24 protein-coding genes, 1 pseudogene and 1 riboswitch are annotated in these 23,570 nt (G+C 71.9%); of the genes and pseudogenes, 23 read left to right on the top strand and 2 right to left on the bottom strand.

Translation table 11 applies throughout. The features are described 5' to 3' along the window. The first annotated feature begins 64 nt into the window (after positions 1-64). The 14 genes from rimM to ABZ721_RS17925 all read left to right on the top strand — a co-directional run bounded on the left by rimM (position 65) and on the right by ABZ721_RS17925 (position 11,677). Positions 65-652, top strand: a complete 588-nt coding sequence (rimM, locus tag ABZ721_RS17990) for a ribosome maturation factor RimM (RefSeq protein ID WP_358789582.1) — start codon at positions 65-67, stop codon at positions 650-652. Beyond that, a complete protein-coding gene (gene trmD / locus ABZ721_RS17985) occupies positions 652-1,527 on the top strand; it encodes a tRNA (guanosine(37)-N1)-methyltransferase TrmD (protein WP_358789581.1) in 876 nt (291 codons plus the stop codon). The genes rimM and trmD overlap by 1 nt, the downstream gene beginning before the upstream one ends. 134 nt (positions 1,528-1,661) lie before the next feature. Beyond that, entirely contained in the window at positions 1,662-2,009 is a 348-nt protein-coding gene (rplS, locus tag ABZ721_RS17980) for a 50S ribosomal protein L19 (RefSeq protein WP_277440330.1), read from the top strand. Between the two features lie 33 nt (positions 2,010-2,042). Continuing rightward, positions 2,043-2,753, top strand: coding sequence for a signal peptidase I (lepB, locus tag ABZ721_RS17975; protein ID WP_358789580.1), 711 nt, complete (start codon positions 2,043-2,045; stop codon positions 2,751-2,753). Beyond that, entirely contained in the window at positions 2,746-4,143 is a 1,398-nt protein-coding gene (gene lepB / locus ABZ721_RS17970; RefSeq protein WP_358789579.1) for a signal peptidase I, read from the top strand. Before lepB (ABZ721_RS17975) ends, lepB (ABZ721_RS17970) begins: the two co-directional genes overlap by 8 nt. A gap of 34 nt (positions 4,144-4,177) precedes the next feature. After that, entirely contained in the window at positions 4,178-4,936 is a 759-nt protein-coding gene (gene lepB, locus ABZ721_RS17965) for a signal peptidase I (RefSeq protein WP_358789634.1), read from the top strand. Positions 4,937-5,068: 132 nt separating this feature from the next. After that, a complete protein-coding gene (lepB, locus tag ABZ721_RS17960; protein WP_358789578.1) occupies positions 5,069-5,800 on the top strand; it encodes a signal peptidase I in 732 nt (243 codons plus the stop codon). Further along, positions 5,800-6,279, top strand: coding sequence for an NUDIX hydrolase (locus ABZ721_RS17955; RefSeq protein ID WP_358789633.1), 480 nt, complete (start codon positions 5,800-5,802; stop codon positions 6,277-6,279). The genes lepB (ABZ721_RS17960) and ABZ721_RS17955 overlap by 1 nt, the downstream gene beginning before the upstream one ends. A 39-nt stretch (positions 6,280-6,318) precedes the next feature. Continuing rightward, the gene (locus ABZ721_RS17950; RefSeq protein ID WP_250977965.1) at positions 6,319-6,645 is read left to right on the top strand and encodes a DUF2469 domain-containing protein; all 327 of its coding nucleotides are present in this window, start codon (positions 6,319-6,321) and stop codon (positions 6,643-6,645) included. Positions 6,646-6,770: 125 nt separating this feature from the next. Then, the gene (locus ABZ721_RS17945) at positions 6,771-7,130 is read left to right on the top strand and encodes a YraN family protein (RefSeq protein ID WP_358789577.1); all 360 of its coding nucleotides are present in this window, start codon (positions 6,771-6,773) and stop codon (positions 7,128-7,130) included. Then, complete coding sequence (locus ABZ721_RS17940) at positions 7,130-8,755, top strand: YifB family Mg chelatase-like AAA ATPase (RefSeq protein WP_358789576.1); 1,626 nt, start codon at positions 7,130-7,132, stop codon at positions 8,753-8,755. Before ABZ721_RS17945 ends, ABZ721_RS17940 begins: the two co-directional genes overlap by 1 nt. Continuing rightward, complete coding sequence (gene dprA / locus ABZ721_RS17935; protein WP_358789575.1) at positions 8,742-9,929, top strand: DNA-processing protein DprA; 1,188 nt, start codon at positions 8,742-8,744, stop codon at positions 9,927-9,929. Before ABZ721_RS17940 ends, dprA begins: the two co-directional genes overlap by 14 nt. 267 nt (positions 9,930-10,196) lie before the next feature. After that, entirely contained in the window at positions 10,197-11,033 is an 837-nt protein-coding gene (whiG, locus tag ABZ721_RS17930) for an RNA polymerase sigma factor WhiG (protein WP_358789574.1), read from the top strand. Positions 11,034-11,083: 50 nt separating this feature from the next. Further along, on the top strand, positions 11,084-11,677 hold the full coding sequence (locus ABZ721_RS17925; RefSeq protein ID WP_358789632.1) for a helix-turn-helix domain-containing protein: 594 nt from the start codon (positions 11,084-11,086) through the stop codon (positions 11,675-11,677). A 28-nt stretch (positions 11,678-11,705) separates the two neighbouring features. Here ABZ721_RS17925 and ABZ721_RS17920 read toward each other — a convergent pair. Then, positions 11,706-12,308 (bottom strand): annotated as a pseudogene (locus tag ABZ721_RS17920) (M23 family metallopeptidase); the annotation flags it as partial. A gap of 274 nt (positions 12,309-12,582) precedes the next feature. Between ABZ721_RS17920 and rpsB the strand changes: the two are divergent. From rpsB to ABZ721_RS17875, 9 genes are all read left to right on the top strand, one after another. Further along, positions 12,583-13,506 carry a 30S ribosomal protein S2 gene (rpsB, locus tag ABZ721_RS17915; protein WP_358789573.1) on the top strand — a complete coding sequence of 308 codons (924 nt, stop codon included), beginning with the start codon at positions 12,583-12,585 and terminating at the stop codon, positions 13,504-13,506. 98 nt (positions 13,507-13,604) lie between these two features. After that, a complete protein-coding gene (tsf, locus tag ABZ721_RS17910) occupies positions 13,605-14,441 on the top strand; it encodes a translation elongation factor Ts (protein ID WP_358789572.1) in 837 nt (278 codons plus the stop codon). A 154-nt stretch (positions 14,442-14,595) separates the two neighbouring features. Further along, entirely contained in the window at positions 14,596-15,393 is a 798-nt protein-coding gene (gene pyrH, locus ABZ721_RS17905) for a UMP kinase (protein WP_358789571.1), read from the top strand. 101 nt (positions 15,394-15,494) lie between these two features. Beyond that, entirely contained in the window at positions 15,495-16,052 is a 558-nt protein-coding gene (gene frr, locus ABZ721_RS17900; protein WP_358789631.1) for a ribosome recycling factor, read from the top strand. Positions 16,053-16,172: 120 nt separating this feature from the next. Beyond that, positions 16,173-17,153, top strand: a complete 981-nt coding sequence (locus ABZ721_RS17895; RefSeq protein ID WP_358789570.1) for a phosphatidate cytidylyltransferase — start codon at positions 16,173-16,175, stop codon at positions 17,151-17,153. A 170-nt stretch (positions 17,154-17,323) separates the two neighbouring features. Continuing rightward, the gene (gene rlmN, locus ABZ721_RS17890; RefSeq protein ID WP_358789569.1) at positions 17,324-18,430 is read left to right on the top strand and encodes a 23S rRNA (adenine(2503)-C(2))-methyltransferase RlmN; all 1,107 of its coding nucleotides are present in this window, start codon (positions 17,324-17,326) and stop codon (positions 18,428-18,430) included. A 47-nt stretch (positions 18,431-18,477) separates the two neighbouring features. Further along, positions 18,478-18,602: riboswitch (TPP riboswitch) on the top strand. Beyond that, the gene (locus ABZ721_RS17885) at positions 18,597-19,691 is read left to right on the top strand and encodes a thiamine ABC transporter substrate-binding protein (protein ID WP_358789568.1); all 1,095 of its coding nucleotides are present in this window, start codon (positions 18,597-18,599) and stop codon (positions 19,689-19,691) included. Its footprint overlaps the riboswitch before it by 6 nt. Positions 19,692-19,744: 53 nt before the next feature. Beyond that, positions 19,745-21,364: an iron ABC transporter permease gene (locus ABZ721_RS17880; RefSeq protein ID WP_358789630.1), complete on the top strand. Its 1,620-nt coding sequence runs from the start codon at positions 19,745-19,747 to the stop codon at positions 21,362-21,364. Then, entirely contained in the window at positions 21,365-22,411 is a 1,047-nt protein-coding gene (locus ABZ721_RS17875) for an ABC transporter ATP-binding protein (protein ID WP_358789567.1), read from the top strand. Here ABZ721_RS17875 and ABZ721_RS17870 read toward each other — a convergent pair. After that, on the bottom strand, positions 22,401-23,555 hold the full coding sequence (locus ABZ721_RS17870) for a Rossmann fold nucleotide-binding protein (RefSeq protein WP_358789566.1): 1,155 nt from the start codon (positions 23,553-23,555) through the stop codon (positions 22,401-22,403). The genes ABZ721_RS17875 and ABZ721_RS17870 overlap by 11 nt on opposite strands. Between the last annotated feature and the right edge of the window lie 15 nt (positions 23,556-23,570).

Below are 23,570 nucleotides of genomic sequence, written 5' to 3'. Positions count from 1 at the left end.
GCAATCGCCGCCCCGGCCCGTTGTCGTGTTCCAGGACGTTCCGAGTGAGTGAAGGGCAAGCAGAGTGCAGCTGGTAGTCGGCCGGATCGGGCGCGCCCACGGCATCAAGGGTGAGGTCACCGTCGAGGTGCGCACCGACGAGCCGGAGATCCGGCTCGGACCGGGCGCGGTGCTGGCCACGGACCCGGCCACCGCCGGCCCGCTGACCATCGAGTCCGGCAAGGTGCACAGCGGCCGTCTGCTGCTGCGCTTCGAGGGCGTGCGGGACCGCAACGCCGCCGAGGCGCTGCGCAACGTCCTGCTGATCGCCGAGGTGGACCCGGCGGAGCTGCCCGAGGACCCCGAGGAGTTCTACGACCACCAGCTGGTCGACCTCGACGTGGTGACCGTGGACGGGACCGAGGTCGGCCGCATCCTGGAGATCTCGCACCTGCCGGGGCAGGACCTGCTGATCGTCGAGCGCCCCGACGGCAGCGAGGTGATGATCCCGTTCGTCAGCGAGATCGTCCCGGAGATCGACCTGGAGAACCAGCGCGCCGTGATCGACCCGCCGCCGGGCCTGCTCAACGAGGCGGAGGCCGAGGTCGCGAGCAGTCGTGACGCCGAGGCCGACGCCCCCGAAGGCCGTGACGGCGCTGACGGCACCGTCTGATGCGCATCGACGTCATCACGATCTTCCCCGAGTACCTCGAACCGCTGAACGTGTCGCTGGTCGGCAAGGCGCGGGCCCGCGGGCAGCTCGACGTGCGGATCCACAACCTGCGCGACTGGACGCACGACCGGCACAACACCGTGGACGACAGCCCGTTCGGCGGCGGCCCCGGCATGGTGATGAAGCCCGAGCCGTGGGGCGAGGCGCTGGACGCGGTGACCGCGTCCGGCGCCGATGCGGCGGATACGGCTGAAGCGGTCGACGGGGCGGAAGCGGTCGATGCGGCGGACGTCTCCGAGCGGCGGCCCGTGCTGGTCGTCCCGACGCCCAGCGGTCTGCCGTTCACCCAGGAGCTGGCCGTCGAGCTGTCCGAGCAGCCCTGGCTGATCTTCACGCCCGCCCGCTACGAGGGCATCGACCGCCGGGTCATCGACGAGTACGCCGACCGTTACGACGTCCGCGAGGTCTCGATCGGCGACTACGTCCTGGCCGGCGGCGAGGCCCCGGTCCTGGTGATCGTCGAGGCGGTGGCCCGGCTGCTGCCCGGCGTGCTCGGCAACGCCGAGTCGCACCGCGACGACTCCTTCGCGCCCGGCGCGATGGCCGACCTCCTGGAGGGGCCGGTCTACACGAAGCCGCCCGTCTGGCGGGAGCGCGAGGTGCCCGAGGTGCTGCTGAGCGGCCACCACGGCAAGGTCGCCCGCTTCCGCCGCGACGAGGCGTTCCGCCGTACCACCGCCAACCGGCCGGACCTGATCGAGCGCTGCGACCCCGCCGCCCTCGACAAGGCCGACCGCGCGCTCCTGGCGGAGCTGGGCTGGGAAGAGCTGCCGGACGGCCGATTTGGGCGCGCGGCCCCGGCCGTGGAAGAATAGCGCTCTGCTGTACGTCCGGCGGCGCCCCTGCCACAGGGGGACCGACGCTCGCCCGACGGAGCGGCATTCCGAATCATCATCACGACCGTTCCGCCGATGACCTGTGGCATGGGCGAAGGAAGCAGAAGATCTTCATGCATATTCTCGACTCCATCGACAACGCGTCGAAGCGTGACGACGTCCCGGCGTTCCGCCCCGGTGACACCATCAACGTCCACGTGCGCGTCATCGAGGGCACCCGCTCGCGTGTGCAGCAGTTCAAGGGCGTCGTCGTCCGCCGCCAGGGCGCGGGCGTCCGCGAGACCTTCACGGTCCGCAAGGTCAGCTTCAGCGTCGGCGTCGAGCGTACCTTCCCGGTGCACAGCCCGATCTTCGAGAAGATCGAGATCGTGACCCGCGGTGACGTCCGTCGCGCCAAGCTGTACTACCTCCGTGAGCTGCGCGGCAAGGCCGCGAAGATCAAGGAGAAGCGCGACAACTGAGTCCGTCGCGGGGCCGTATAGGCTCTCCGCTCGATGGACACGGACGCAGGACCTTCGGAGCGCGATCGCTCTTCCACTGCTGAACAGCAGGGGGAGCAGCGGTCGCGCTTCGCTGTGTCCCCGTCCTCCGTCCCCCCGTGGTGGTCCGTGGCCCGCTGGTGGCGCACGGCGGTGCCGGCCGTGGCCTGCGTGGCGGCCCTGTTCGTCGTGAACGCGTTCCTGGTGCAGCCGTTCCTCGTGCCGAGCGGTTCGATGGAGGGGACGCTGCACGTCGGGGACCGGGTGCTGGTGAACAAGCTGGCGTACCGCTTCGGCCGGGTTCCGGAGCGGGGCGACATCGTCGTCTTCGACGGTGACGGATCGTTCCTCCAGACCGGCGGGACCGATTATGTGAAGCGGGTGATCGGTGTTGGCGGGGACCGGGTCACTTGTTGCGACGCGCTGGGCAGACTCATGGTGAACGGCCATTCGTTGGACGAGGCTTATCTGTATCCGGGCAATACACCGTCCCGGGTACCGTTCGACATCCGAGTGCCGGCAGGGAGGCTGTGGGTGATGGGCGACCACCGTGACGACTCCCGGGATTCCCGCGACCACCTCGGCGAACCCGGCGGCGGCACCGTCCCGCTGGACGAGGTGATCGGCCGGGCCGACTGGATCGGCTGGCCGATCGGCCGGATGCGGTCCCTGGACCGCCCGGAGATCTTCGCCGCCGTACCCGGACCGGGCCGGTGCCGTGGGTAACCGCGGCAGGCCGCGCTACGGGCACCACCGGCCGGGCGCGGTCCCGGCGGCCCGCCGCGGCGCGGGGCCGGGGCGCGACGCAGGCAGGGCGCACGGCCATGGCGACGGCGCGGGCGACGGGTCGCGGGACGGGTCCGGCAGCGGGTACGGCGGTTCCGGCAGCGGGTACGACGGGTCCGGCAGCGGTTCCGGTGGCTCGGGCGGTTCCGGTGGTTCGGGCGGTTCGGGCAGCTCGGGCGGATCCGGTCGTTCCGGCGGTTCCGGGCCGCGGGGCGGCGGCACCCGCGCGGAGCGGCGCAAGCTGGCGCGCAAGGTCAAGCGCAAGCGGCGCCGGTCGGCGGCGCGGGAGATTCCGCTGCTGCTGATCGTGGCGCTGCTGATCGCCCTGGTGCTGAAGACGTTCCTGCTGCAGGCGTTCGTCATCCCGTCCGGCTCGATGGAGCAGACGATCCGGATCAGCGACCGGGTGCTGGTCGACAAGTTGACTCCGTGGTTCGGCAGTACGCCGCAACGCGGTGACGTCGTGGTCTTCAAGGACCCGGGCGGCTGGCTGGCCAACGAGCCCCAGCCGAAGCCGGATCCGGTGGGGATCAAGCAGGTGAAGGAGTTCTTCACCTTCATCGGACTGCTCCCGGCCTCGGGCGAGCAGGATCTGATCAAGCGGGTGGTCGCGGTCGGCGGGGACACCGTCAAGTGCTGCGACAAGGACGGCCGGATCACCGTCAACGGGACGCCGTTGACCGAGCCGTACATCAATCCGGGGGATACGCCGTCGGTCTCGGCGTTCAGCGTCAAGGTGCCTGTCGGGCGGGTTTGGGTGATGGGCGACCACCGCTCCAACTCGGCGGATTCCCGTTTCCACATGGACCAGCCTGGTCAGGGGACGGTTCCGCTGGATCTGGTGGTGGGCAGGGCCTTCGTCATCGCCTGGCCGGTGGCCCACTGGCGCAAACTGGAGGAGCCGGGGACGTATGCCTCGGTGCCCGACGCGCGGCCGACCGGCGCGAGTGCGCTGGAACCGCCGACTAAGGTGGGCACGGCCAACATTGGGCAAGGAACGACCCACCCCCCGACTCCTGCGGAACTCCCGCTCGTTATGGGAGTGGTGGGCCTGCGTCAGTCATGGCGCAGGCGGCAGCGTGGAATGAGGAGTGAACGTGGGGGACCTGGCGGTCGGCGCACGATCCGGATCCGGCGAGCCCGAAGACGGGAACATCCCGGCGGGCTCTGTCCAGAAGACGGCGGGCGGCGGCGCGGCCCCCGATGCGGGGCACGAGAACGAGTCCGGACACGAGCCACCGGCGCCGCGCTCCGGCGCGGGGGACGGCGGCCCGGGGTCCGGTGGCGAGGGCCCGGGCGAGGACGACGGTGCGGCGGGCCGACGCCGTAGGCCGGAGCGCAAGCAGCGGTCGTTCTGGAAGGAGCTGCCACTGCTCATCGGCATCGCGCTGGTCCTGGCGCTGCTGATCAAGACGTTCCTGGTGCAGGCGTTCTCCATCCCGTCGGACTCGATGCAGAACACCCTCCAGGAGGGCGACCGCGTCCTGGTGGACAAGCTGACCCCGTGGTTCGGCTCCGAGCCCGACCGCGGCGAGGTCGTCGTCTTCCACGACCCGGGCGGCTGGCTGCCGGAGAACCCGCCGGCCAGCGGCAACGCCGTGTCGCGGGGTCTGCAGTCGGCCCTCAGCTTCATCGGCCTGATGCCCTCCGCGCAGGAGAAGGACCTGATCAAGCGGGTCATCGGCGTGGGCGGCGACACCGTCGAGTGCAACGGAACCGGTCCGCTCAAGGTGAACGGCAAGGCGCTCGTCGAGCCGTACGTCTACCCGGACAACACCCCGTGCACGATGGACAAGCCGTTCAAGGTGACGGTCCCCAAGGACCGCATCTGGGTGATGGGCGACCACCGCCAGAACTCCCTGGACTCCCGGTACCACATGGACCAGCCGGGTAACGGGTTCGTCCCGCTCGACGACGTGGTCGGCCGTGCCTTCGTGAAGGCCTGGCCCATCAACCGCTGGGGCATGCTGCCGGTCCCCGACACCTTCGACCAGCCGGGGATCAACGCGACGGGCGCTCTGCCGGCCGCCGCGGGCCTGGTGGGCGCGGTTCCGCTGGTGCTGATGCGCCGGCGTCGGCTGACCCGCAAGGGCGCCGAGGCCGCCGAGGGCTCCGCGAGCTGAGCGAGGGCGCCCGAGAGGGCGATTTCCTGAGGCCCGCGGTTCTCGTGGGACTGGTGGGGTTCGCATGGGGTTCGCAAAGGCCTGCCGCGGAGTGCTGACCCCGGCAGGTACCGCCGGGTAGGGTGCGGACCCATGAGCAGCACTTCCGCGAGCAGCAGCGCGATACGCAGGGATGACGGCCGGCTCGGACGCGTACTGTCCGGGCTGGCCGTGGCCATCGGGTGCGTGCTGTTCCTGGGCGGCTTCGCCTGGGGCGCGGTGGTCTACCGGCCCTACACCGTCCCGACCGGGTCCATGCAGCCGACCGTGGAGCCGGGGGACCGGATCCTGGCGCAGCGGGTCGACGGGTCCGAGGTGCGGCGCGGCGACATCGTGGTCTTCCAGGACCAGCTGTGGGGCAGCGCGACGCTGGTCAAGCGCGTCGTCGGGGTGGACGGCGACGTCATCACCTGCTGCGACCAGCAGGGCCGGATGCTGGTCAACGGCAAGCCGGTCGAGGAGAAGTACCTCCTCAACGGCGGCCCCGCGTCGATGACGCCGTTCGAGACCACGGTCCCCAAGGGGCAGCTGTTCCTGCTGGGCGACAACCGCGCCGAGTCGCTGGACTCCCGCGTGCACATGACCGGCGGCGAGACCGGCACGGTGCCGCGCGGCGCGGTCCGGGCCCGGGTGGACGCGGTGGCGTGGCCGCTGGGGCGGCTGGGCATGGTGGACCGGGCCGAGAACTTCTCCGCGCTGCCCGGCGGCGTCTCCGAGCCGGGGCCGCTGCGCTGGATCACCGTCTCGGTCTTCGCCGGCATGGTGCTGATCCTCGGCGGCGCGGCGCACGGTCCGATCGCCCGCCGACTGCGCCGCCGCCGGTGATCAAGCGCCGCGCGGCCCGCGTCGTCCTGCTGGATCCCGCCGACCGCATCCTGCTGCTGCACGGCCACGAGCCGGCCGACCCCTCGATGACCTGGTGGTTCACCCCGGGCGGCGGGGTCGAGGACGGCGAGAGCCTGGAGGCGGCGGCCCGCCGGGAGCTGGCCGAGGAGACCGGGATGACCTCGGTGGAGCTGGGGCCGGTGCTGTGGGAGCGGAGCTGTTCGTTCGCGTTCGACGGACGCCGCTGGGAGCAGGACGAGTGGTACTACCTGGCGCGCACCGGGATCACCGAGTTCGACACCGCCGGGCACACGGAACTGGAGCGGCGCAGCGTCACCGGGCTGCGGTGGTGGACCTGCGAGGAACTTCTCTCCTCTCGTGAGACGGTGTACCCGATCAGGCTCGCCGAGCTGCTGCGTACGCTGCTCGACGAAGGACCCCCACAATTCCCGATCCCCCTGGGGACGGAGCGTGACTGACGCACAATGGGGGGACGTACGGCTGAAGGGGAACATGCGATGAGCGCCGAGGACCTCGAGAAGTACGAGACCGAGATGGAGCTGAAGCTCTACCGGGAGTACCGCGATGTCGTCGGGTTGTTCAAATATGTGATTGAGACCGAGCGGCGTTTCTACCTGACCAACGATTACGAGATGCAGGTGCACTCGGTTCAGGGCGAGGTCTTCTTCGAGGTGTCCATGGCTGATGCCTGGGTGTGGGACATGTACCGGCCGGCCCGCTTCGTGAAGCAGGTCCGGGTCCTCACATTCAAGGACGTGAACATCGAGGAGCTGAACAAGGCGGACCTCGACCTCGCCTCCGACGAAGCGGGCTTCAACAGCTGATCCGCCCCGGCCCGGGACCTCGCCGGCACGCCGGGAGCAGCCCGGGATCCGGGTTATCCACAGATATCTTCAAGATCATCTGATGTGCACCGCCTCCGTCACAGTGAGTGGCGGAGGTGGTGTGCGTGAACGCACGAGCAGCCCGGGGCAGGTACGGCGAGGAGTTGGCGGCCCGCCGGCTCACCGCGGCGGGCCTGAGGGTTCTGGAGCGGAACTGGCGGTGCCGCCGGGGCGAGGTGGACATCATCGCGTCGGAGGGCGACGCGCTGGTGCTGTGCGAGGTGAAGACCCGCTCGGACGGCGGCTACGAGCACCCCATGGCGGCCGTCACCCCGCGCAAGGCGGAGCGGCTGCGGCTGCTCGCCGAGTACTGGCTCAGCGAGCACGGCGGACCGCCCTCCGGCGGGGTGCGGATCGACCTGGTCGGGGTGGTGCTGCCCGGCCGCGGAGCGGCGCGGGTCGAGCATGTGCGGGGGGTGGCCTGATGGGCTTCGCCCGTACCTGCTCGGTCGCCCTGGTCGGTGTGGAGGGCGTGGTCGTCGAGGTCCAGGCCGACCTCGAACCGGGGCTCGCCGCGTTCACCCTCGTCGGCCTGCCCGACAAGAGCCTGAGCGAGAGCCGCGACCGCGTCCGCGCGGCCATCGTGAACAGCGGCGAGACGTGGCCGCAGAAGAAACTCACCGTGGGCCTCAGCCCCGCCTCGGTCCCCAAGAGCGGCAGTGGCTTCGACCTCGGGGTCGCGTGCGCCGTCCTGGCCGCCAACGAACGGATCGCGCCGCCGGCCATCGCCGATCTGGTGATGGTCGGCGAGCTGGGGCTCGACGGGCGGGTGCGGCCGGTCCGCGGCGTGCTGCCCGCCGTCCTCGCCGCCGCCGACGCCGGATACCGGCAGGTCGTCGTGCCGGAACGCACGGCGGCCGAGGCCGCGCTCGTCCCGGGAGTCTCGGTGCTTGGCATCCGCACCCTGCGCCAGCTCATCGCGATCCTCAACGACGAGGCGGTCCCCGAGGAGTCGGAGGAGCGGGGCGAGGGGCGGCCCGACCCGCTGCTCGCCGGGCTCGCGGTGCCCGGCGCCGGCGTCGGTACCGGGGTCTGCGACCGGCAGACGCTCCCGGACCTGGCGGACGTCGCGGGCCAGCACACCGCCCGGCGCGCCCTGGAGATCTCGGCGGCCGGCGGCCACCACCTGTACTTGAAGGGCCCGCCGGGCGCGGGGAAGACGATGCTGGCCGAGCGGCTGGCCGGGCTCCTGCCGCGGCTCACCGCCCAGGAGTCGCTGGAGGTCACGGCGGTGCACTCGGTCGCCGGAATCCTGCCGCCGGGCAAGCCCCTGGTCGACACCCCGCCGTACTGCGCGCCGCACCATTCGGCGACGATGCCCTCCATCATCGGCGGCGGCAGCGGCCTGCCCCGGCCGGGCGCGGTCTCGCTGGCCCACCGCGGGGTGCTCTTCATGGACGAGGCGCCCGAGTTCAGCGGCCGGGTGCTCGACGCGATGCGCCAGCCGCTGGAGTCCGGGCACGTCGTGGTGGCCCGCTCCGCGGGGGTGATGCGGCTGCCCGCTCGCTTCCTGCTCGTCCTCGCCGCCAACCCCTGCCCGTGCGGCCGGCATTCGCTGCTGGGGCTGGGGTGCGACTGCTCGCCGGCCGCGGTCCGCCGCTACCAGGCGCGGTTGAGCGGGCCGCTGCTGGACCGGGTGGACCTGCGGGTCCAGGTCGAGGCGGTGACCCGTACGGAGCTGATCGAGGCGGTCACGGGCGCCGAGCCGAGCGCGCGGGTCGCGGACCGGGTGAGGCTGGCGAGGGACCGGGCGACGGCGCGGTACGCGGAGACCCCGTGGCGGACCAACAGCGAGGTGCCGGGCCACGAGCTGCGCACCCGCTGGCAGGTGGGCCCGGCCGGGCTGCGGGAGGCGGAGCGGGACATGGAGCGCGGGCTGCTCACCGCCCGCGGCCTGGACCGCGTCCTGAGGGTGGCCTGGACGATCGCGGACCTCGCGGGGGTCGATCGGCCCGGCCCATCGGAGATGGCGGAGGCCCTGCAACTGCGCACCGGGATCGCTCGCGGCGTGCCGGCCACGGTGGGGGTGGGGGCCGATGGGGAGGGATGACGTCGAAGCCGGTGCCGGTGCGGTGGGCGGCGTCGGCGACGGGGAGCGGCTCGCGCGGGCCGCGCTGACCCGGATCGCCGATCCCGGCGACGAGATCGTCGGGACGTGGCTGCGGGACCGCGACCCGCGGGAGGTGGTGGCGGAGCTCCGGGCCGGAGGGCCGCTGCCGGGGGCGGGCGAGCAGCGGACGGCCGGGTACCGGATCCGGGCCGGAGCGGCGCCGGACCCGGCCGCGGACCTGGCGGCGGTGGAGGCGCTCGGCGGGCGTTTCGTGTGTCCGGGCGACACCGACTGGCCGGCGCAGCTCGACGACCTCGGCGCCGGGAGGCCCTACGGCCTGTGGGTGCGGGGGAGGCCGAAGCTGCGGATGTGGGCCCTGCGGTCCGTCGCGGTGGTGGGCGCCAGGGCCTGCACCGACTACGGCGCCCATATGGCGGCCCGGCTGGGCGCTGGGCTGGCCGAAGCCGGCTGGGTGGTGGTCTCCGGTGCGGCGTACGGCGTGGACGGCGCGGCCCACCGGGGCGCGCTGTCGGCGGCCGGAGGGACCGTCGCGGTGCTGGCCTGCGGGGCGGACGTGCCCTACCCGCGGGGCCATGCCGACCTGATCTCCCGCATCGCGGAACGGGGTCTGATCGTTGGGGAGTTGCCCCCGGGTTCGCACCCGACCCGCAGCAGGTTCGTGCTCCGCAACCGCGTCATCGCCGCTCTCACGCGCGGCACGGTGGTGGTCGAGGCGCAGCACCGCAGCGGCTCGCTGATCACCGCGCGGCGCGCCCGCGAGCTGGGGCGGCTGACGATGGGCGTGCCGGGCCCGTGCACCTCGGGCCTCTCGGCCGGCGTGCACGAACTGCTGCGCAACGAGGCGGCTCTGGTCACGGACGCGGCGGAGGTCGTCGAGATGGTCGGCCGGATCGGCGGCGACCTGGCGCCCGAGCGGCAGGGGCCGGTGCTGGCCAGGGATCTGCTGGAGGCCGGTGCCGTGCGGGTGCTGGAGGCGCTGCCCGCCCGGGGCGGTGCGGGAGTCGAGCAGTTGGCCCGCGCCGCGGCCACCGGAACGGACGACACGCTCGGACGCCTCTACGAATTGCAGGCGCTGGGATTCGTGGAACGGGACGGAGACCGATGGCAGTTGACGCGATTCCCCCGGAACCGGCCGGTTCCCCAAGGCGAGTGACCCGGTCAACACGGAGCACTCCGAAGGAAGGTGGTTGACCTGCGGCAATCGGGTGACGAGGTGTGGAGCCGGTGCGGGGAATGCATGCTTGCCCAACATTCCCCCGCGGAGGACTCGCCGTGGAGTCGCACTCCCGAACCCCTCAGCGGAACGTATCTGCGCATGCCCCGCACGGAAGTCGTAGCAATGAGCGACACTGTGGTCACGCTACGCTCCCATGGATTCCATTTTTCGCCTACGTCTCGGCAGAACGGCACAAGACGACGCATGCCCCAGCACCCTTCCGGGCCGGACCGGGCCACGGCGGCCACCGCAGCGCGCAGTGTCCCCCGTCCCGCCGGCCCCACCGCGCTCGACGCGTTGTGGCGGACCTACAAGGCCACGGCGGACGCGAAGCTCCGGGAGCAGCTGATCCTGCACTACTCGCCCCTGGTGAAGTACGTTGCGGGGCGGGTCAGCGTCGGCCTGCCGGCCAACGTCGAGCAGGCGGACTTCGTCTCCTCGGGGGTCTTCGGGCTCATCGACGCCATCGAGAAGTTCGATCCCGAACGGGCGATCAAGTTCGAGACGTACGCGATCACCCGGATCCGCGGCGCCATGATCGACGAACTGCGGGCCCTGGACTGGATCCCGCGCTCCGTGCGCCAGAAGGCGCGGGCGGTCGAGCGGGCCTACGCCACCCTGGAGGCCTCGCTGCGGCGCACCCCCAGCGAGTCCGAGGTCGCCGCCGAGCTCGGCGTCCCCCTGGAGGAGCTGCACGGCGTGTTCAGCGCCCTGTCGCTGGCGAACGTGGTGGCGCTGGAGGAGCTGCTGCACGTCGGCGGGGACGGCGGCGACCGGCTCAGCCTGGTCGACACCCTGGAGGACACCGGCGCCGACAACCCGGTGGAGGTCGCCGAGGACCGCGAGCTGCGCCGGCTGCTGGCGCGCGCGGTGAACACGCTCCCGGAGCGTGAGAAGACCGTCGTGACCCTCTACTACTACGAGGGGCTCACGCTCGCCGAGATCGGCTCCGTGCTCGGCGTCACGGAGAGCCGGGTCAGCCAGATCCACACCAAATCGGTGCTGCAGTTGCGCGCGAAGCTGGCGGACGTCGGCCGCTGACGCCGGCCACCGCCTACAGTGGACGGGTGCCCAGGATTCGAGCGGCCTCCGTGGCCGAGCACCGGACGATGCAGCGCGACGCCCTGCTGGACGCCGCAAGATCTCTCCTGACCGAGGGCGGCACGGAGGCGCTGACCTTCCCGGCCCTGGCCGAACGCACCGGCCTCGCGCGGTCGTCCGTCTACGAGTACTTCCGGTCCCGGGCGGCCGTCGTCGAAGAGCTGTGCTCCGTCGACTTCCCGGTCTGGGCCGCCGAGGTCGAGGCGGCGATGCAGGCCGCCGACGGCGCCGGAGCCAAGATCGAGGCGTATGTGCGCAGCCAGCTCACGCTGGTCGGAGACCGGCGGCACCGCGCCGTGGTCGCCATCTCGGCGGGCGAGCTGGACGCCGGAGCCCGCGAGAAGATCCGCGCGGCGCACGGCGGCCTGATCGCCATGGTGGTCGAGGCGCTGGGCGATCTCGGGCACGAGGAGCCGCGCCTGACGGCCATGCTGCTGCAGGGTGTCGTGGACGCCGCGGTGCGCCGGATCGAGCTGGGCGCCGCCGAGGTCCCGGACCGGATCGTCGAGGCCGCCGTGGCGATGGCCCTGCGCGGAGTGCAGGGCCCGGCCACCACCCCGGCGCCCGCTCCCGCCGTCCAGTAGCCGCAGCCCCCGCAACCTCGCCGGCCCCCACCGCCCCCGGCTCGGGGACGCCGAAGACCGGGAGCAGCCGGGACCGGCCGCCGTGCCGCATCCACTCGGGCAGCAGGGTCAGCGGGTCGAGGTAGTCGCCCCCGCGCAGCAGCCCCCAGTGCAGGCACCCGGCCGGGCAGTGCCACGGCCCGTGCCCCAGCACCCCCACCCGCTGGCCCGCGGCCACCTCGTCACCCACCGCGACCGCGGCACGCACCGGCTCGTACGTCGTGCGCCGCCCGTCCGGGAGCAGGACCGAGACCACGCCGACCCCTCCCACCGGGCCCGCGAACGTCACCCGCCCCGGCGCGGCTGACCGCACCGGGGCGCCCGGCCCGGCGCGGAGATCCACTCCCCGGTGCCCGCCGCCCCACGGCGACGCCGGCGGCTCGAACCCGCGCACGACCACCGGTCGCCCGCCCCCCGCACCGCCCGCACCCCCGCCGACCGGCCAGCTCCGGGCGCCGGAACCGGCGCCTCCGCCCAGCCCGCCACCCGGCCCGCCCGAGCCCGTGGCCGGCAGCGGCACGGCGAGGGCCAGCGCGGCGAGCAGAGAGAGCCAGAGCGGCAGAACCAGGGGTACGACGGGGAAGGGAGCCATGCCTCGACGGTCCCGTATTCCGGCCGCAAAAGACGATCATGAGGGCGCCCTGTGGATAAACCTGTGGCGCGAGAAGCTGTCGTTCCGCACTCCGCCGGTCACGTACACTTTCCCTGGCGATCCGGGTCACTGGATCGACTTCGCACGCCCCGCCACCGACTTCCTCGTGAAGGGTGGCCGCGCCCCTCGGTCCCTCGTGGCACGGCGCGTCGGGGCGTCAGGCGCGACGGCCGTCCGGCCGCCGCGATAACCGAGTACCTCAAGGAGCGCGGCCATGGCCGTCGTCACGATGCGGGAGCTGCTGGAAAGCGGCGTCCACTTCGGTCACCAGACCCGTCGTTGGAACCCGAAGATGAAGCGTTTCATCTTCACGGAGCGCAACGGCATCTACATCATCGACCTGCTCCAGTCGCTGTCGTACATCGACCGCGCCTACGAGTTCGTCCGCGAGACCGTCGCCCACGGCGGCTCCATCATGTTCATCGGCACCAAGAAGCAGGCGCAGGAAGCCATCGCCGAGCAGGCCTCGCGCGTCGGCATGCCCTACGTCAACCAGCGGTGGCTGGGCGGCATGCTCACGAACTTCTCGACCGTCTACAAGCGCCTGCAGCGCCTGAAGGAGCTCGAGGAGATCGACTTCACGGATGTGGCCGCCTCCGGCCTCACCAAGAAGGAGCTCCTCGTCCTCTCCCGCGAGAAGGACAAGCTCGAGAAGACCCTCGGCGGTATCCGCGAGATGCAGAAGGTGCCCAGCGCCGTCTGGATCGTGGACACCAAGAAGGAGCACATCGCCGTCGGTGAGGCGCGCAAGCTGCGCATCCCGGTCGTCGCGATCCTCGACACCAACTGCGACCCCGACGAGGTCGACTACAAGATCCCGGGCAACGACGACGCGATCCGCTCCGTCACGCTGCTCACCCGTGTGATCGCCGACGCCGTCGCCGAGGGCCTCATCGCCCGCTCCGGTGCCGCCACCGGTGACAAGAAGGCCGAAGGCGCCGCCGAGCCGCTCGCCGAGTGGGAGCGCGAGCTCCTCGAGGGTGAGAAGGCCAAGGACGAGGCTCCGGTCGAGACCGGTGCCGAGACCGCGGCTGTCGCCGACGCCGAGGCCGAGACGGTCACCGAGGCCGTCGCCGACGCCGAGGCGCCCGCCGCCGAGGCCACCGAGGCTCCGGCCGCCGAGGCCGACAAGGCCTGAGGCTCCGCCTTCCAGTACGTGTGACAACGGCGGGGGCCTCGGCCCCCGCCGTTGACCCGTAGATCAACCGACTCTCATCGGGAAGAGACGCAACGACCATGGCGAACTACACCGCCGCTGACGTCAAGAAGCTCCGCGAGCTGACCGCCGCCGGCATGATGGACTGCAAGAACGCTCTCGTAGAGGCCGAAGGCGACCTGGACAAGGCCGTCGAGATCCTCCGCGTCAAGGGCCAGAAGGGCGTCACCAAGCGCGAAGGCCGCTCGGCCTCCAACGGTGCCGTCGTCTCCCTGATCGCCGAGGGCGCTTCCGAGGGTGTGCTCCTCGAGCTCAACTGCGAGACCGACTTCGTCGCGAAGGGTGACAAGTTCGTCACCGTCGCCGACGCGCTGGCCGCGCACGTCGCCGCCACCAAGCCCGCCGACCTCGAGACGCTGCTCGCGTCCGAGATCAAGGACGGCCAGACCGTCCAGGCGTTCGTCGACGAGGCCAACGCCACCCTCGGCGAGAAGATCGTGCTGAGCCGCTTCGCGCAGTTCACCGATGGCTACGTCGCCTCCTACCTGCACCGCACCAGCCCGGACCTGCCCCCGCAGGTCGGCGTGCTGGTCGAGCTGGACAAGGAGAACGCCGAGGTCGCGAAGGACGTCGCGCAGCACATCGCCGCGTTCTCGCCGCTGTTCCTGTCCCGCGAGGACATCCCCGCCGAGGTGCTCGAGAACGAGCGCCGCGTGGCCGAGGCCACCGCGCGCGAGGAGGGCAAGCCGGAGGCCGCGCTCGCCCGCATCGTCGAGGGCCGTGTGACGGGCTACGTCAAGGAGAACTCCGTCCTTGAGCAGTCCTTCGCGAAGGACAGCAAGAAGACCGTCCAGAAGGTCCTGGACGAGGCCGGTGTCACGCTGAAGCGCTTCGCGCGTTTCCGCGTCGGTGTCTGAGCCAGCCAGCGAATGACCGACGACCCCGCTAGGGTCGGACGCGGTCGGCCGCCCGCCGGCCGACCGCAGTAGTGACGAGGAGGCCATTGCCGTAGAGGGAACCCACGTGGACCCACGGCAATGGCCTTCTTCGTACGCGCATGAGGAGATCTCCATGGATGAGGGCGCCGACAAGGCCGCCGACAAGGCCAGCGACTCCCGGACCGGCACCGCGCCCGGCGCCGGGGCCCCGCGGAGCCGGTACCTGCTGAAGCTGTCCGGCGAGGCTTTCGCCGGAGGCGGCGGACTGGGCGTCGACCCGGACGTCGTCCACGCGATCGCCCGCGAGATCGCGGCCGTCGTCCAAGAGGGCTACGAGATCGCCATCGTCATCGGCGGCGGCAACTTCTTCCGCGGCGCGGAGCTCCAGCAGCGCGGCATGGACCGGGCCCGTTCGGACTACATGGGCATGCTCGGCACCGTCATGAACTGCCTCGCCCTCCAGGACTTCCTGGAGAAGGAGGGCATCGAGACCCGCGTGCAGACCGCCATCACGATGGGCCAGGTCGCCGAGCCGTACATCCCGCTGCGCGCCGTGCGGCACCTGGAGAAGGGCCGCGTCGTCATCTTCGGCGCCGGCATGGGCATGCCGTACTTCTCCACCGACACCACCGCCGCGCAGCGCGCCCTGGAGATCGACGCCCAGGCGCTGCTCATGGGCAAGAACGGGGTAGACGGGGTCTACGACTCCGACCCCAAGCACAACCCGGACGCGGTCAAGTACGACGCCTTGGAGTACAGCGAGGTCATCTCGCGGGACCTCAAGGTCGCCGACGCCACCGCGATCACCCTGTGCCGTGACAACAAGCTGCCGATCCTCGTCTTCGAACTGCTCGCCGAGGGAAACATCTCGCGAGCCGTAAAGGGTGAGAAGATCGGCACGCTCGTCAACGACCAGGGCACGCGGGCCTAACCGCCCGCACCGGGGATGGACAACAGGCTGCCGGTCGGACACCGTGCAGGAAAGACGCGCGCAGGGGCCAGGCTCTGCCTTCTGAAAACCAGGAGCACATGGTGATTGAAGAGACCCTCCTCGAGGCCGAGGAGAAGATGGAGAAGGCCGTCATCGTCGCGAAGGACGACTTCGCCGCGATCCGCACCGGCCGTGCGCACCCCGCGATGTTCAACAAGATCGTCGCCGAGTACTACGGCGCCGTCACGCCGATCAACCAGCTGGCCTCCTTCTCGGTGCCGGAGCCCCGGATGGCGGTGGTCTCCCCGTTCGACGTCAGCGCGCTGCGCAACATCGAAGAGGCGATCCGCAACTCGGACCTCGGCGTCAACCCGAGCAACGACGGCCGCATCATCCGGGTGGTGTTCCCGCAGCTGACGGAGGAGCGCCGCAAGGACTACATCAAGGTCGCCAGGACCAAGGGCGAGGACGCGAAGATCTCGATCCGCGCCGTCCGCCGCAAGGCCAAGGAGACCCTCGACAAGCTCGTCAAGGACGGCGAGTCCGGTGAGGACGACGTGCGCCGCGCCGAGAAGGAGCTCGACGACACGACCAGCAAGTACACGGCCCAGATCGACGAGCTGCTCAAGCACAAGGAAGCCGAGCTGCTCGAGGTCTGACGCACCGCTGCGGCTGAGCGGTCCGACCCGACGTTCTCTTCCGGGGGGTGACCCCCGCACCCCCCGCCAGAACACCAGGCCGGACGCCTGGTCCTGATCGACAACGCGAGGCGAAACTCAGTGAACGACTCCTCCTGGAGTGCCACGCCGCGCTCCGGCCACTGGGAAACGCCGGCGGGGGGACCGGGCGACGGCTCGGCGGGTTTCGCGCAGGATGCGCTCGACGCAGCGCAGACTCCTCGTATGCCGCCCGAGCCGTCACCCGAACCCACCCCGCCCGTGAAGAAGTCCGCAGGCCGCAACCTGCGGGCCGCGATAGGGGTCGGCGTCGGCATGGGCGCGGTCATCGTCGCCTCGCTGTTCATCGTCAAGGCCGCCTTCGTCGGCGTGGTGGCGCTCGCCGTCGTCGTCGGCCTGTGGGAGCTCACCTCCCGCCTCGCGGAGAAGAAGGCCATCCGCATCCCGCTGGTGCCCCTCATGGTCGGCGGCGTCGCCATGGTGGTGGCGGGGTACGCGCGCGGCGCCGAGGGCGCGTGGGTCGCGGTGGCCCTCACGTCGCTCGCCATCCTCGTGTGGCGGATGACCGAGCCGCCGGAGAACTACCTGCGGGACGTCACCGCGGGCATCTTCGCCGCCTTCTACGTGCCCTTCCTCGCCACCTTCGTGTCGATGATGCTCGCCGCGGACGACGGCCCCTGGCGGGTCCTCGTCTTCCTCCTGCTCACCGTGATCAGCGACACGGGCGCCTACGCCGTCGGCTGGCGCTTCGGCCGCCGCCTCCTCGCCCCCCGCATCAGCCCCGGCAAGACCCGCGCCGGCCTCTTCGGCGCCATCGCCTTCGCGATGACGGCCGGCGCCCTGTCGATGCAGTACCTGATCGACGGCGGCAAGTGGTGGCAGGGCCTGATCCTGGGCCTGGTGACCGCGGTCAGCGCCACCCTGGGCGACCTCGGCGAATCCATGATCAAGCGAGACCTCGGCATCAAGGACATGGGCACCCTCCTCCCGGGCCACGGCGGCATCATGGACCGCCTGGACTCCCTCCTGCCGACAGCGCCGGTGGTGTGGCTGCTGCTGGTCATCTTCGTGGGAACCGGCTGACCGCCTCCCGCCGGGACGGGCGGCCAGGAGGACGTCGGGTCGGAAGCGGCCGCCGGTTCGGTGAGGCAGTCAGCCGTGGGGCTCCTGGTGGAGGAGCTCGGAGTGGGGCCGTCCCCGGCGAGGGCGTCGGGCGTGGAGCTACCTGCTGCGTCTGCGACACTGGTAGCACCATGCCTGTACCCGGAGAACTCACTTTTGCCGTGCCGCGTGGGGCCAAGAAGCCCCCGCGGCATCTCGCCGATCTCACTCCTGCCGAGCGACGGGAGGCGGTCGTCGAGCTGGGCGAGAAGCCGTTCCGTGCCAAGCAGCTGTCGCAGCACTACTTCGCGCGCTACGACGACGACCGGGCCGCCTGGACGGACATTCCGGCGGCTTCGCGCGACAAGCTCGCGGACGGGCTGCTGCCCGAGATGATGTCGGTCGTGCGGCACATCAGCTGCGACAACGACACGACGCGCAAGACGCTGTGGCGGCTGTTCGACGGGACGCTCGTCGAGTCCGTGCTGATGCGGTACCCGGACCGGGTGACCATGTGCATCAGCTCGCAGGCCGGGTGCGGGATGAACTGTCCGTTCTGTGCGACCGGGCAGGCGGGGCTCGACCGGAACCTCTCGACGGCCGAGATCGTGCACCAGATCGTCGCCGGGATGAAGTCGCTGCGCGACGGCGAGATCCCCGGTGGGCCGGCCCGGCTGAGCAACATCGTGTTCATGGGCATGGGCGAGCCGCTGGCGAACTACAACCGCGTCATCAGCTCGATCCGGCGGCTGACGGACCCGGAGCCGGACGGGCTGGGGCTGTCGCAGCGCGGGATCACCGTGTCGACGGTCGGGCTGGTGCCGGCGATGATGCGGTTCGCCGACGAGGGGTTCAAGTGCCGGCTCGCGGTGTCGCTGCACGCTCCCGACGACGAGCTGCGCGACACGCTGGTGCCGGTCAACACCCGGTGGAAGGTGCGCGAGGTGCTGGACGCCGCGTGGCACTACGCCGAGGTGTCCGGCCGGCGGATCTCCATCGAGTACGCGCTGATCAAGGACATCAACGACCAGGCGTGGCGCGCCGACCTGCTCGGGCGGCTGCTCAAGGGCAAGCGGGTGCACGTCAACCTCATCCCGCTCAACCCGACGCCCGGCTCGAAGTGGACGGCCTCGCGGCCCGAGGACGAGCGCGCGTTCGTGCGGATGCTGGAGTCGCACGGGGTGCCGGTGACCGTCCGGGACACCCGCGGCAGCGAGATCGACGGAGCGTGCGGGCAGCTGGCGGCCTCCGGGGAGTGACCGCGGGCGCGCTGCTACTGTGGCGCTCGTAGATTCGTACAATTGAACATTTCCGACAGGGGAGCGCACCAGCGCTGAGAGTGCGGCCACCGGCGAAACGAAGCCGGTGCGGCCGCAGACCCTCGGACCTGATCCGGGTAATGCCGGCGTAGGGAGTCAACCGCTCATGAACACCAACCTTCGGCGCGCCGCGACGGCGGTCCTGGCCACCGCCCTCGGGGCGACCACGCTGGCCGCCTGCGGCGGCTCCGACGACAAGGCCGACGGCACGAAGGCGACGCCGTCGAAGACCGTCACCCTCGTCAGCCACGACTCCTTCGCGGCCTCGCCTGCCGTGCTCAAGGCGTTCACCCAGCAGACCGGCTACACCGTGAAGGTGCTGGCCGGCGGCGACGCGGGGGCGGCCGTCAACCAGGCGATCCTGTCGAAGGGGCACCCGCAGGGCGACGTCTTCTTCGGCGTCGACAACACGCTGCTGTCGCGGGCCCTCGACAACGACCTGTTCACGCCGTACGAGGCCAAGGGCCTCGACCAGGTCCCGGCCGCGCTCCAGCTCGACAAGGAGAAGCACCGGGTCACCCCGGTCGACTCCGGCGACGTCTGCGTCAACTACGACCGCAAGTACTTCGCCGAGCACCACCTCGCCGTGCCGGCCACCTTCGACGACCTGGTCAAGCCGGAGTACAAGAACCTGCTGGTCACCGAGAACGCCGCGACGTCCTCCCCGGGCCTCGCCTTCCAGCTCGGCACGATCGCGAAGTACGGCGACGCCGGCTGGAAGGAGTACTGGACGAAGCTCAAGGCCAACGGCGTCGAGGTCGTCGACGGCTGGGAGCAGGCGTACAACGACCGCTTCTCCGGCTCGGCCGGCGGCAAGGGCAAGGGCGACAAGCCGCTCGTCGTGTCGTACGCCTCCAGCCCGCCCGCCGAGGTGCTGGGCGTGAAGCCGCTGCCGGCGCAGGGGCCGACCGGCGTCGCGACCGGTACGTGCTTCCGGCAGATCGAGTTCGCCGGGCTGCTCAAGGGCGGCACGAACGACGCGGGCGGCAAGGCGCTGCTGGACTTCCTGCTGAGCAAGACGTTCCAGCAGGACATGCCGCTGCAGATGTTCGTGAACCCGGCCCGGCAGGACGCGGCGCTGCCCGCCGAGTTCACCCGGTACGGCGTGAAGATCGACACCCCGCCCACCGTGGCGCCCGACGAGATCGCCAAGAACCGTGACCAGTGGGTCAAGGCATGGTCCTCGCTCGTTCTGAAGTAGCAGGAGCGGCCCCCCGGCGCTTCCCGCGCGCCGCCGCGGTGCGGCTCGGCCTGATGGCCGTGCCCACCGCGTTCTTCGGGGTCTTCTTCGCCTATCCGGTGGCCGCCATCGTCACCCGCGGCCTGCGTGACGGCGGCGTGTGGCGGTTCGGCCGGATTGGTGAGGTGCTGAGCGACCCGGAGATCCTGCGGGTGCTCTGGTTCACCGCCTGGCAGGCGGTCGTCTCGACCGGGCTGACGCTGCTGGTCGCGCTCCCGGCGGCGTACGTCTTCGCGCGCTTCTCGTTCCCCGGCAAGGGGCTGTTGCGGGCGGTGGTGGCGGTGCCGTTCGTGCTGCCGACGGTCGTGGTCGGCTCGGCGTTCCTGGCGCTGCTGGGGCGGGGCGGCGTGCTCGACGACCTGTGGGGCGTCCGGCTGGACACCACCGTCTGGGCGATCCTGCTCGCCCACGTCTTCTTCAACTTCGGCGTGGTCGTCCGCTCGGTCGGGGGGCTGTGGTCGCAGCTCGACCCGCGCCAGGAGGAGGCGGCCCGGGTCCTGGGCGCCGGCCGCTTCGAGGCGTGGCGCCGGGTGACGCTGCCGGCGCTGGGACCGGCCGTGGCCGCCGCCGCGCTGATGGTCTTCCTCTTCACCTTCACGTCCTTCGGCGTGATCCAGATCCTCGGCGGGCCGAAGTACTCCACGCTCGAAGTGGAGATCTACCAGCAGACCGCGCAGTTCCTCGACCTGCCGACGGCCGCCGTGCTCACCCTGGTGCAGTTCGCGGCGGTCGCCACGATCCTCGCGCTGCACGCGTGGACGGTGCGCCGCCGGGAGAGCACGCTGCGGCTCGTCGACGCCGCGCACACCTCGCGGCGTCCGCGCGGCGCGGCCCAGTGGGCGCTGCTGTGGGCGGTGCTGGCCGTCGTCGTCCTGCTGATCCTGGTGCCGCTCGGCGTCCTGGTGGCGCGGTCGCTGGACGGCCCCGACGGCTACGGGCTCGCTTTCTACCGCGCGCTGCTGACGGTCCCCGAGACCGGCGGGAGCTTCGTCGTCGCACCCATCGAGGCGGTGGGGAACTCCCTGCGGTACGCGGCGGTGGCCACGCTCATCGCGCTGGTCGTCGGGGGCCTCGCCGCCGCCGCGCTGACCCGGCGGGCGGGCCGCCTGGTGCGCGGGTTCGACGCGCTGCTGATGCTGCCGCTGGGCACGTCGGCGGTGACCGTCGGCTTCGGCTTCCTGATCACCCTCGACGAGCCGCCGCTGGACCTGCGGTCGACGTGGCTGCTGGTGCCGCTCGCGCAGGCCCTGGTCGGGGTGCCGTTCGTGGTCCGCACGATGCTGCCCGTGCTGCGCGCGGTCGACGAGCGGCTGCGCGAGGCGGCGGCGGTGCTGGGCGCCTCGCCCTGGCGGGCCTGGCGCGAGGTGGACCTGCCGCTGGTGCGCCGCGCGCTGCTGATCGCGGCGGGCTTCGCGTTCGCCGTCTCGCTCGGCGAGTTCGGCGCGACCGTGTTCATCGCGCGGCCCGACAACCCGACGCTGCCGGTGGCGGTGGCCCGCCTGCTGGGGCGGGCCGGGGAGCTGAACTACGGGCAGGCGATGGCTCTGAGCACCGTCCTGATGCTGGTGTGCGCGGCGGCGCTGCTCGCACTGGAGCGGCTGCGCACCGACCGTTCAGGATCAGGAGAGTTCTAGATGGCACCCCCGGCATCCCGCACCCCGCTCCTGCGGCTCGACGGCGTCACGGTCCGCTTCGGGCAGCGCGCGGCGCTCGACGCCGTGGACCTGGAGGTCGCCGCCCACGAGACGGTGTGCGTCCTGGGCCCCAGCGGAAGCGGCAAGTCCACCCTGCTGCGCGCGGTGGCCGGGCTGCAGGCGGTCGACGCCGGCCGGGTGCTGCTCGACGGGCGCGACCAGGCGGGCGTTCCCACCCACCGGCGCGGCCTCGGCCTGATGTTCCAGGACCACCAGCTCTTCCCGCAGCGCGATGTCGGCGGCAACGTCGCCTTCGGACTGCGGATGCGCGGGACCCGGCGCGACGAGGCGGAGCGCACGGTCGCGCGGCTGCTCGACATGGTGGGCCTGCCGGGCGCGCAGCGGCGCGCGATCGCCGCGCTCTCCGGCGGCGAGCAGCAGCGCGTGGCGCTGGCCCGCGCGCTGGCGCCCGAGCCGAAGCTGCTGATGCTCGACGAGCCGCTCGGGCAGCTCGACCGGGGGCTGCGCGAGCGGCTCGTCGTGGAGCTGCGCGAGCTGTTCGGGCGGCTCGGCACGACCGTGCTGGCCGTCACCCACGACCAGGGCGAGGCGTTCGCGCTCGCCGACCGGGTCGTGGTCATGCGCGACGGCCTGATCGCACAGAGCGGCACGCCGCTGGAGGTGTGGCGGCGGCCCGCCTCCGAGTTCGTCGCCCGCTTCCTCGGCTTCGACAACGTCGTCGGGGCCACCGTGCTCGGCGAGGCGGCCGACACCCCGTGGGGCAAGGTGCCGGTGCAGCCCGGCGCGCCGCAGGGGCCGTGCCGGCTGCTGGTCCGCCCCGCCGGGGTACGGCTGACGGGCGTGCGCGACGGGCTGCCCTGCACGGTGACGGCCAGGACATTCCGCGGCGACCTGGTCACCCTGCTGCTGCGTCCGGCGGACGGCCCGCCGCTGGAGGCGGCCTGCTCGCTGCGGGACGCGCCGGAGGCCGGCACCGAGGTGGGCGTCGCGTTCACCGCCGAGGACGTCGTGGTCCTCAGCCGGTAGCGGTAACGGTAGCGGTAGCCGTAGCGGCGGCGGTGAGCCGGGCCAGTGCCTCCGGGGCCTCGTCCACGGAGTCGACCAGCGCGATGCGCCCCGCCATGGGACGGTCCCTTGCCAGCGCTTCGAGCAGCGGCCAGGTGGGCAGGTCGCGGGTCCAGTGCTCGCGGTTGACCAGCACCATGGGGGTCGGCTCGCCCCGTGACCCGTAGTAGTTCGGCGTCGCGTTGTCGAAGATCTCCTGGACGGTGCCGGCCGCGCCCGGCAGGAAGATCACGCCGGCGGTGCAGCGGGCCAGCAGGCCGTCCTCGCGGACCGCGTTGGCGAAGTACTTGGCGATGTGCGAGGCGAACGCGTTCGGCGGCTCGTGGCCGTAGAACCACGTCGGGATGCCGACGGACGGGCCGCCGTCCGGCCAGCGCTCGCGGACCGCGAACGCGGCCGCCGCCCAGTCGCCGATCGACGGCGTGAACAGGGGCGCCTTCGCCACCGTGCGCAGCGCCTCGCCGAGCACCCGGTCCGCGAACGGGGCGCAGTAGGCGCCCAGGTTGGCCGCCTCCATGGCGCCCGGCCCGCCGCCGGTGGCGACGGTCAGCCCCGAGCGGGCGAGCGTCCGGCCGAGGAGGGCCGCGCCCGCGTACGCGTCGTTGCCGCGCTCCATGGCGTGGCCGCCCATGACGCCGACCACCCGCTCGCCGGCGAGCGTCTCGTCGAGGGCGTCCGAGACGGCGTCGTCGTGGATGCTCCGCAGCATCGACGCGAGTATGTCGCCGTCGGCCCGGGTGCGCCGGAACCAGTCGTAGGCGAGGGCGTCGGGTGTCGAGGCGTACCCCGCGGCCAGCCCGTCGTAGAGCGCCTCGGGCGTGTAGAGGGTGCCGCGGTAGGGGTCGAACGGCAGGTACGGGACCGGCGGGAACACCATCGCCCCGCCGGCCCGTACGTGGGCCAGGGCCTCGGGCGCCATGGGGCAGCCGAGGAACACGGCATCCGCCGGGTCCAGGGCCAGCAGCGCGGCCGTGCGGCCCGTCAGTTCGACGGCCTGCAGGCGGTATCCGGCGAGCGAGCCGGTGGCGGCCGCCCGGTCGAACTCCTCGGGTGTTTCGATCTCGCGGTCGTGGGCGCCGCCGTGCGGCGTGGAGTCGGTGAGCACCGCTGCACCCTAGCG

The organism is Streptomyces sp. NPDC006733 (assembly GCF_040636125.1).
In the GTDB taxonomy this organism is placed as follows: Bacteria; Actinomycetota; Actinomycetes; order Streptomycetales; family Streptomycetaceae; genus Actinacidiphila.
This window is presented reverse-complemented; position numbering and strand designations above follow the sequence as displayed.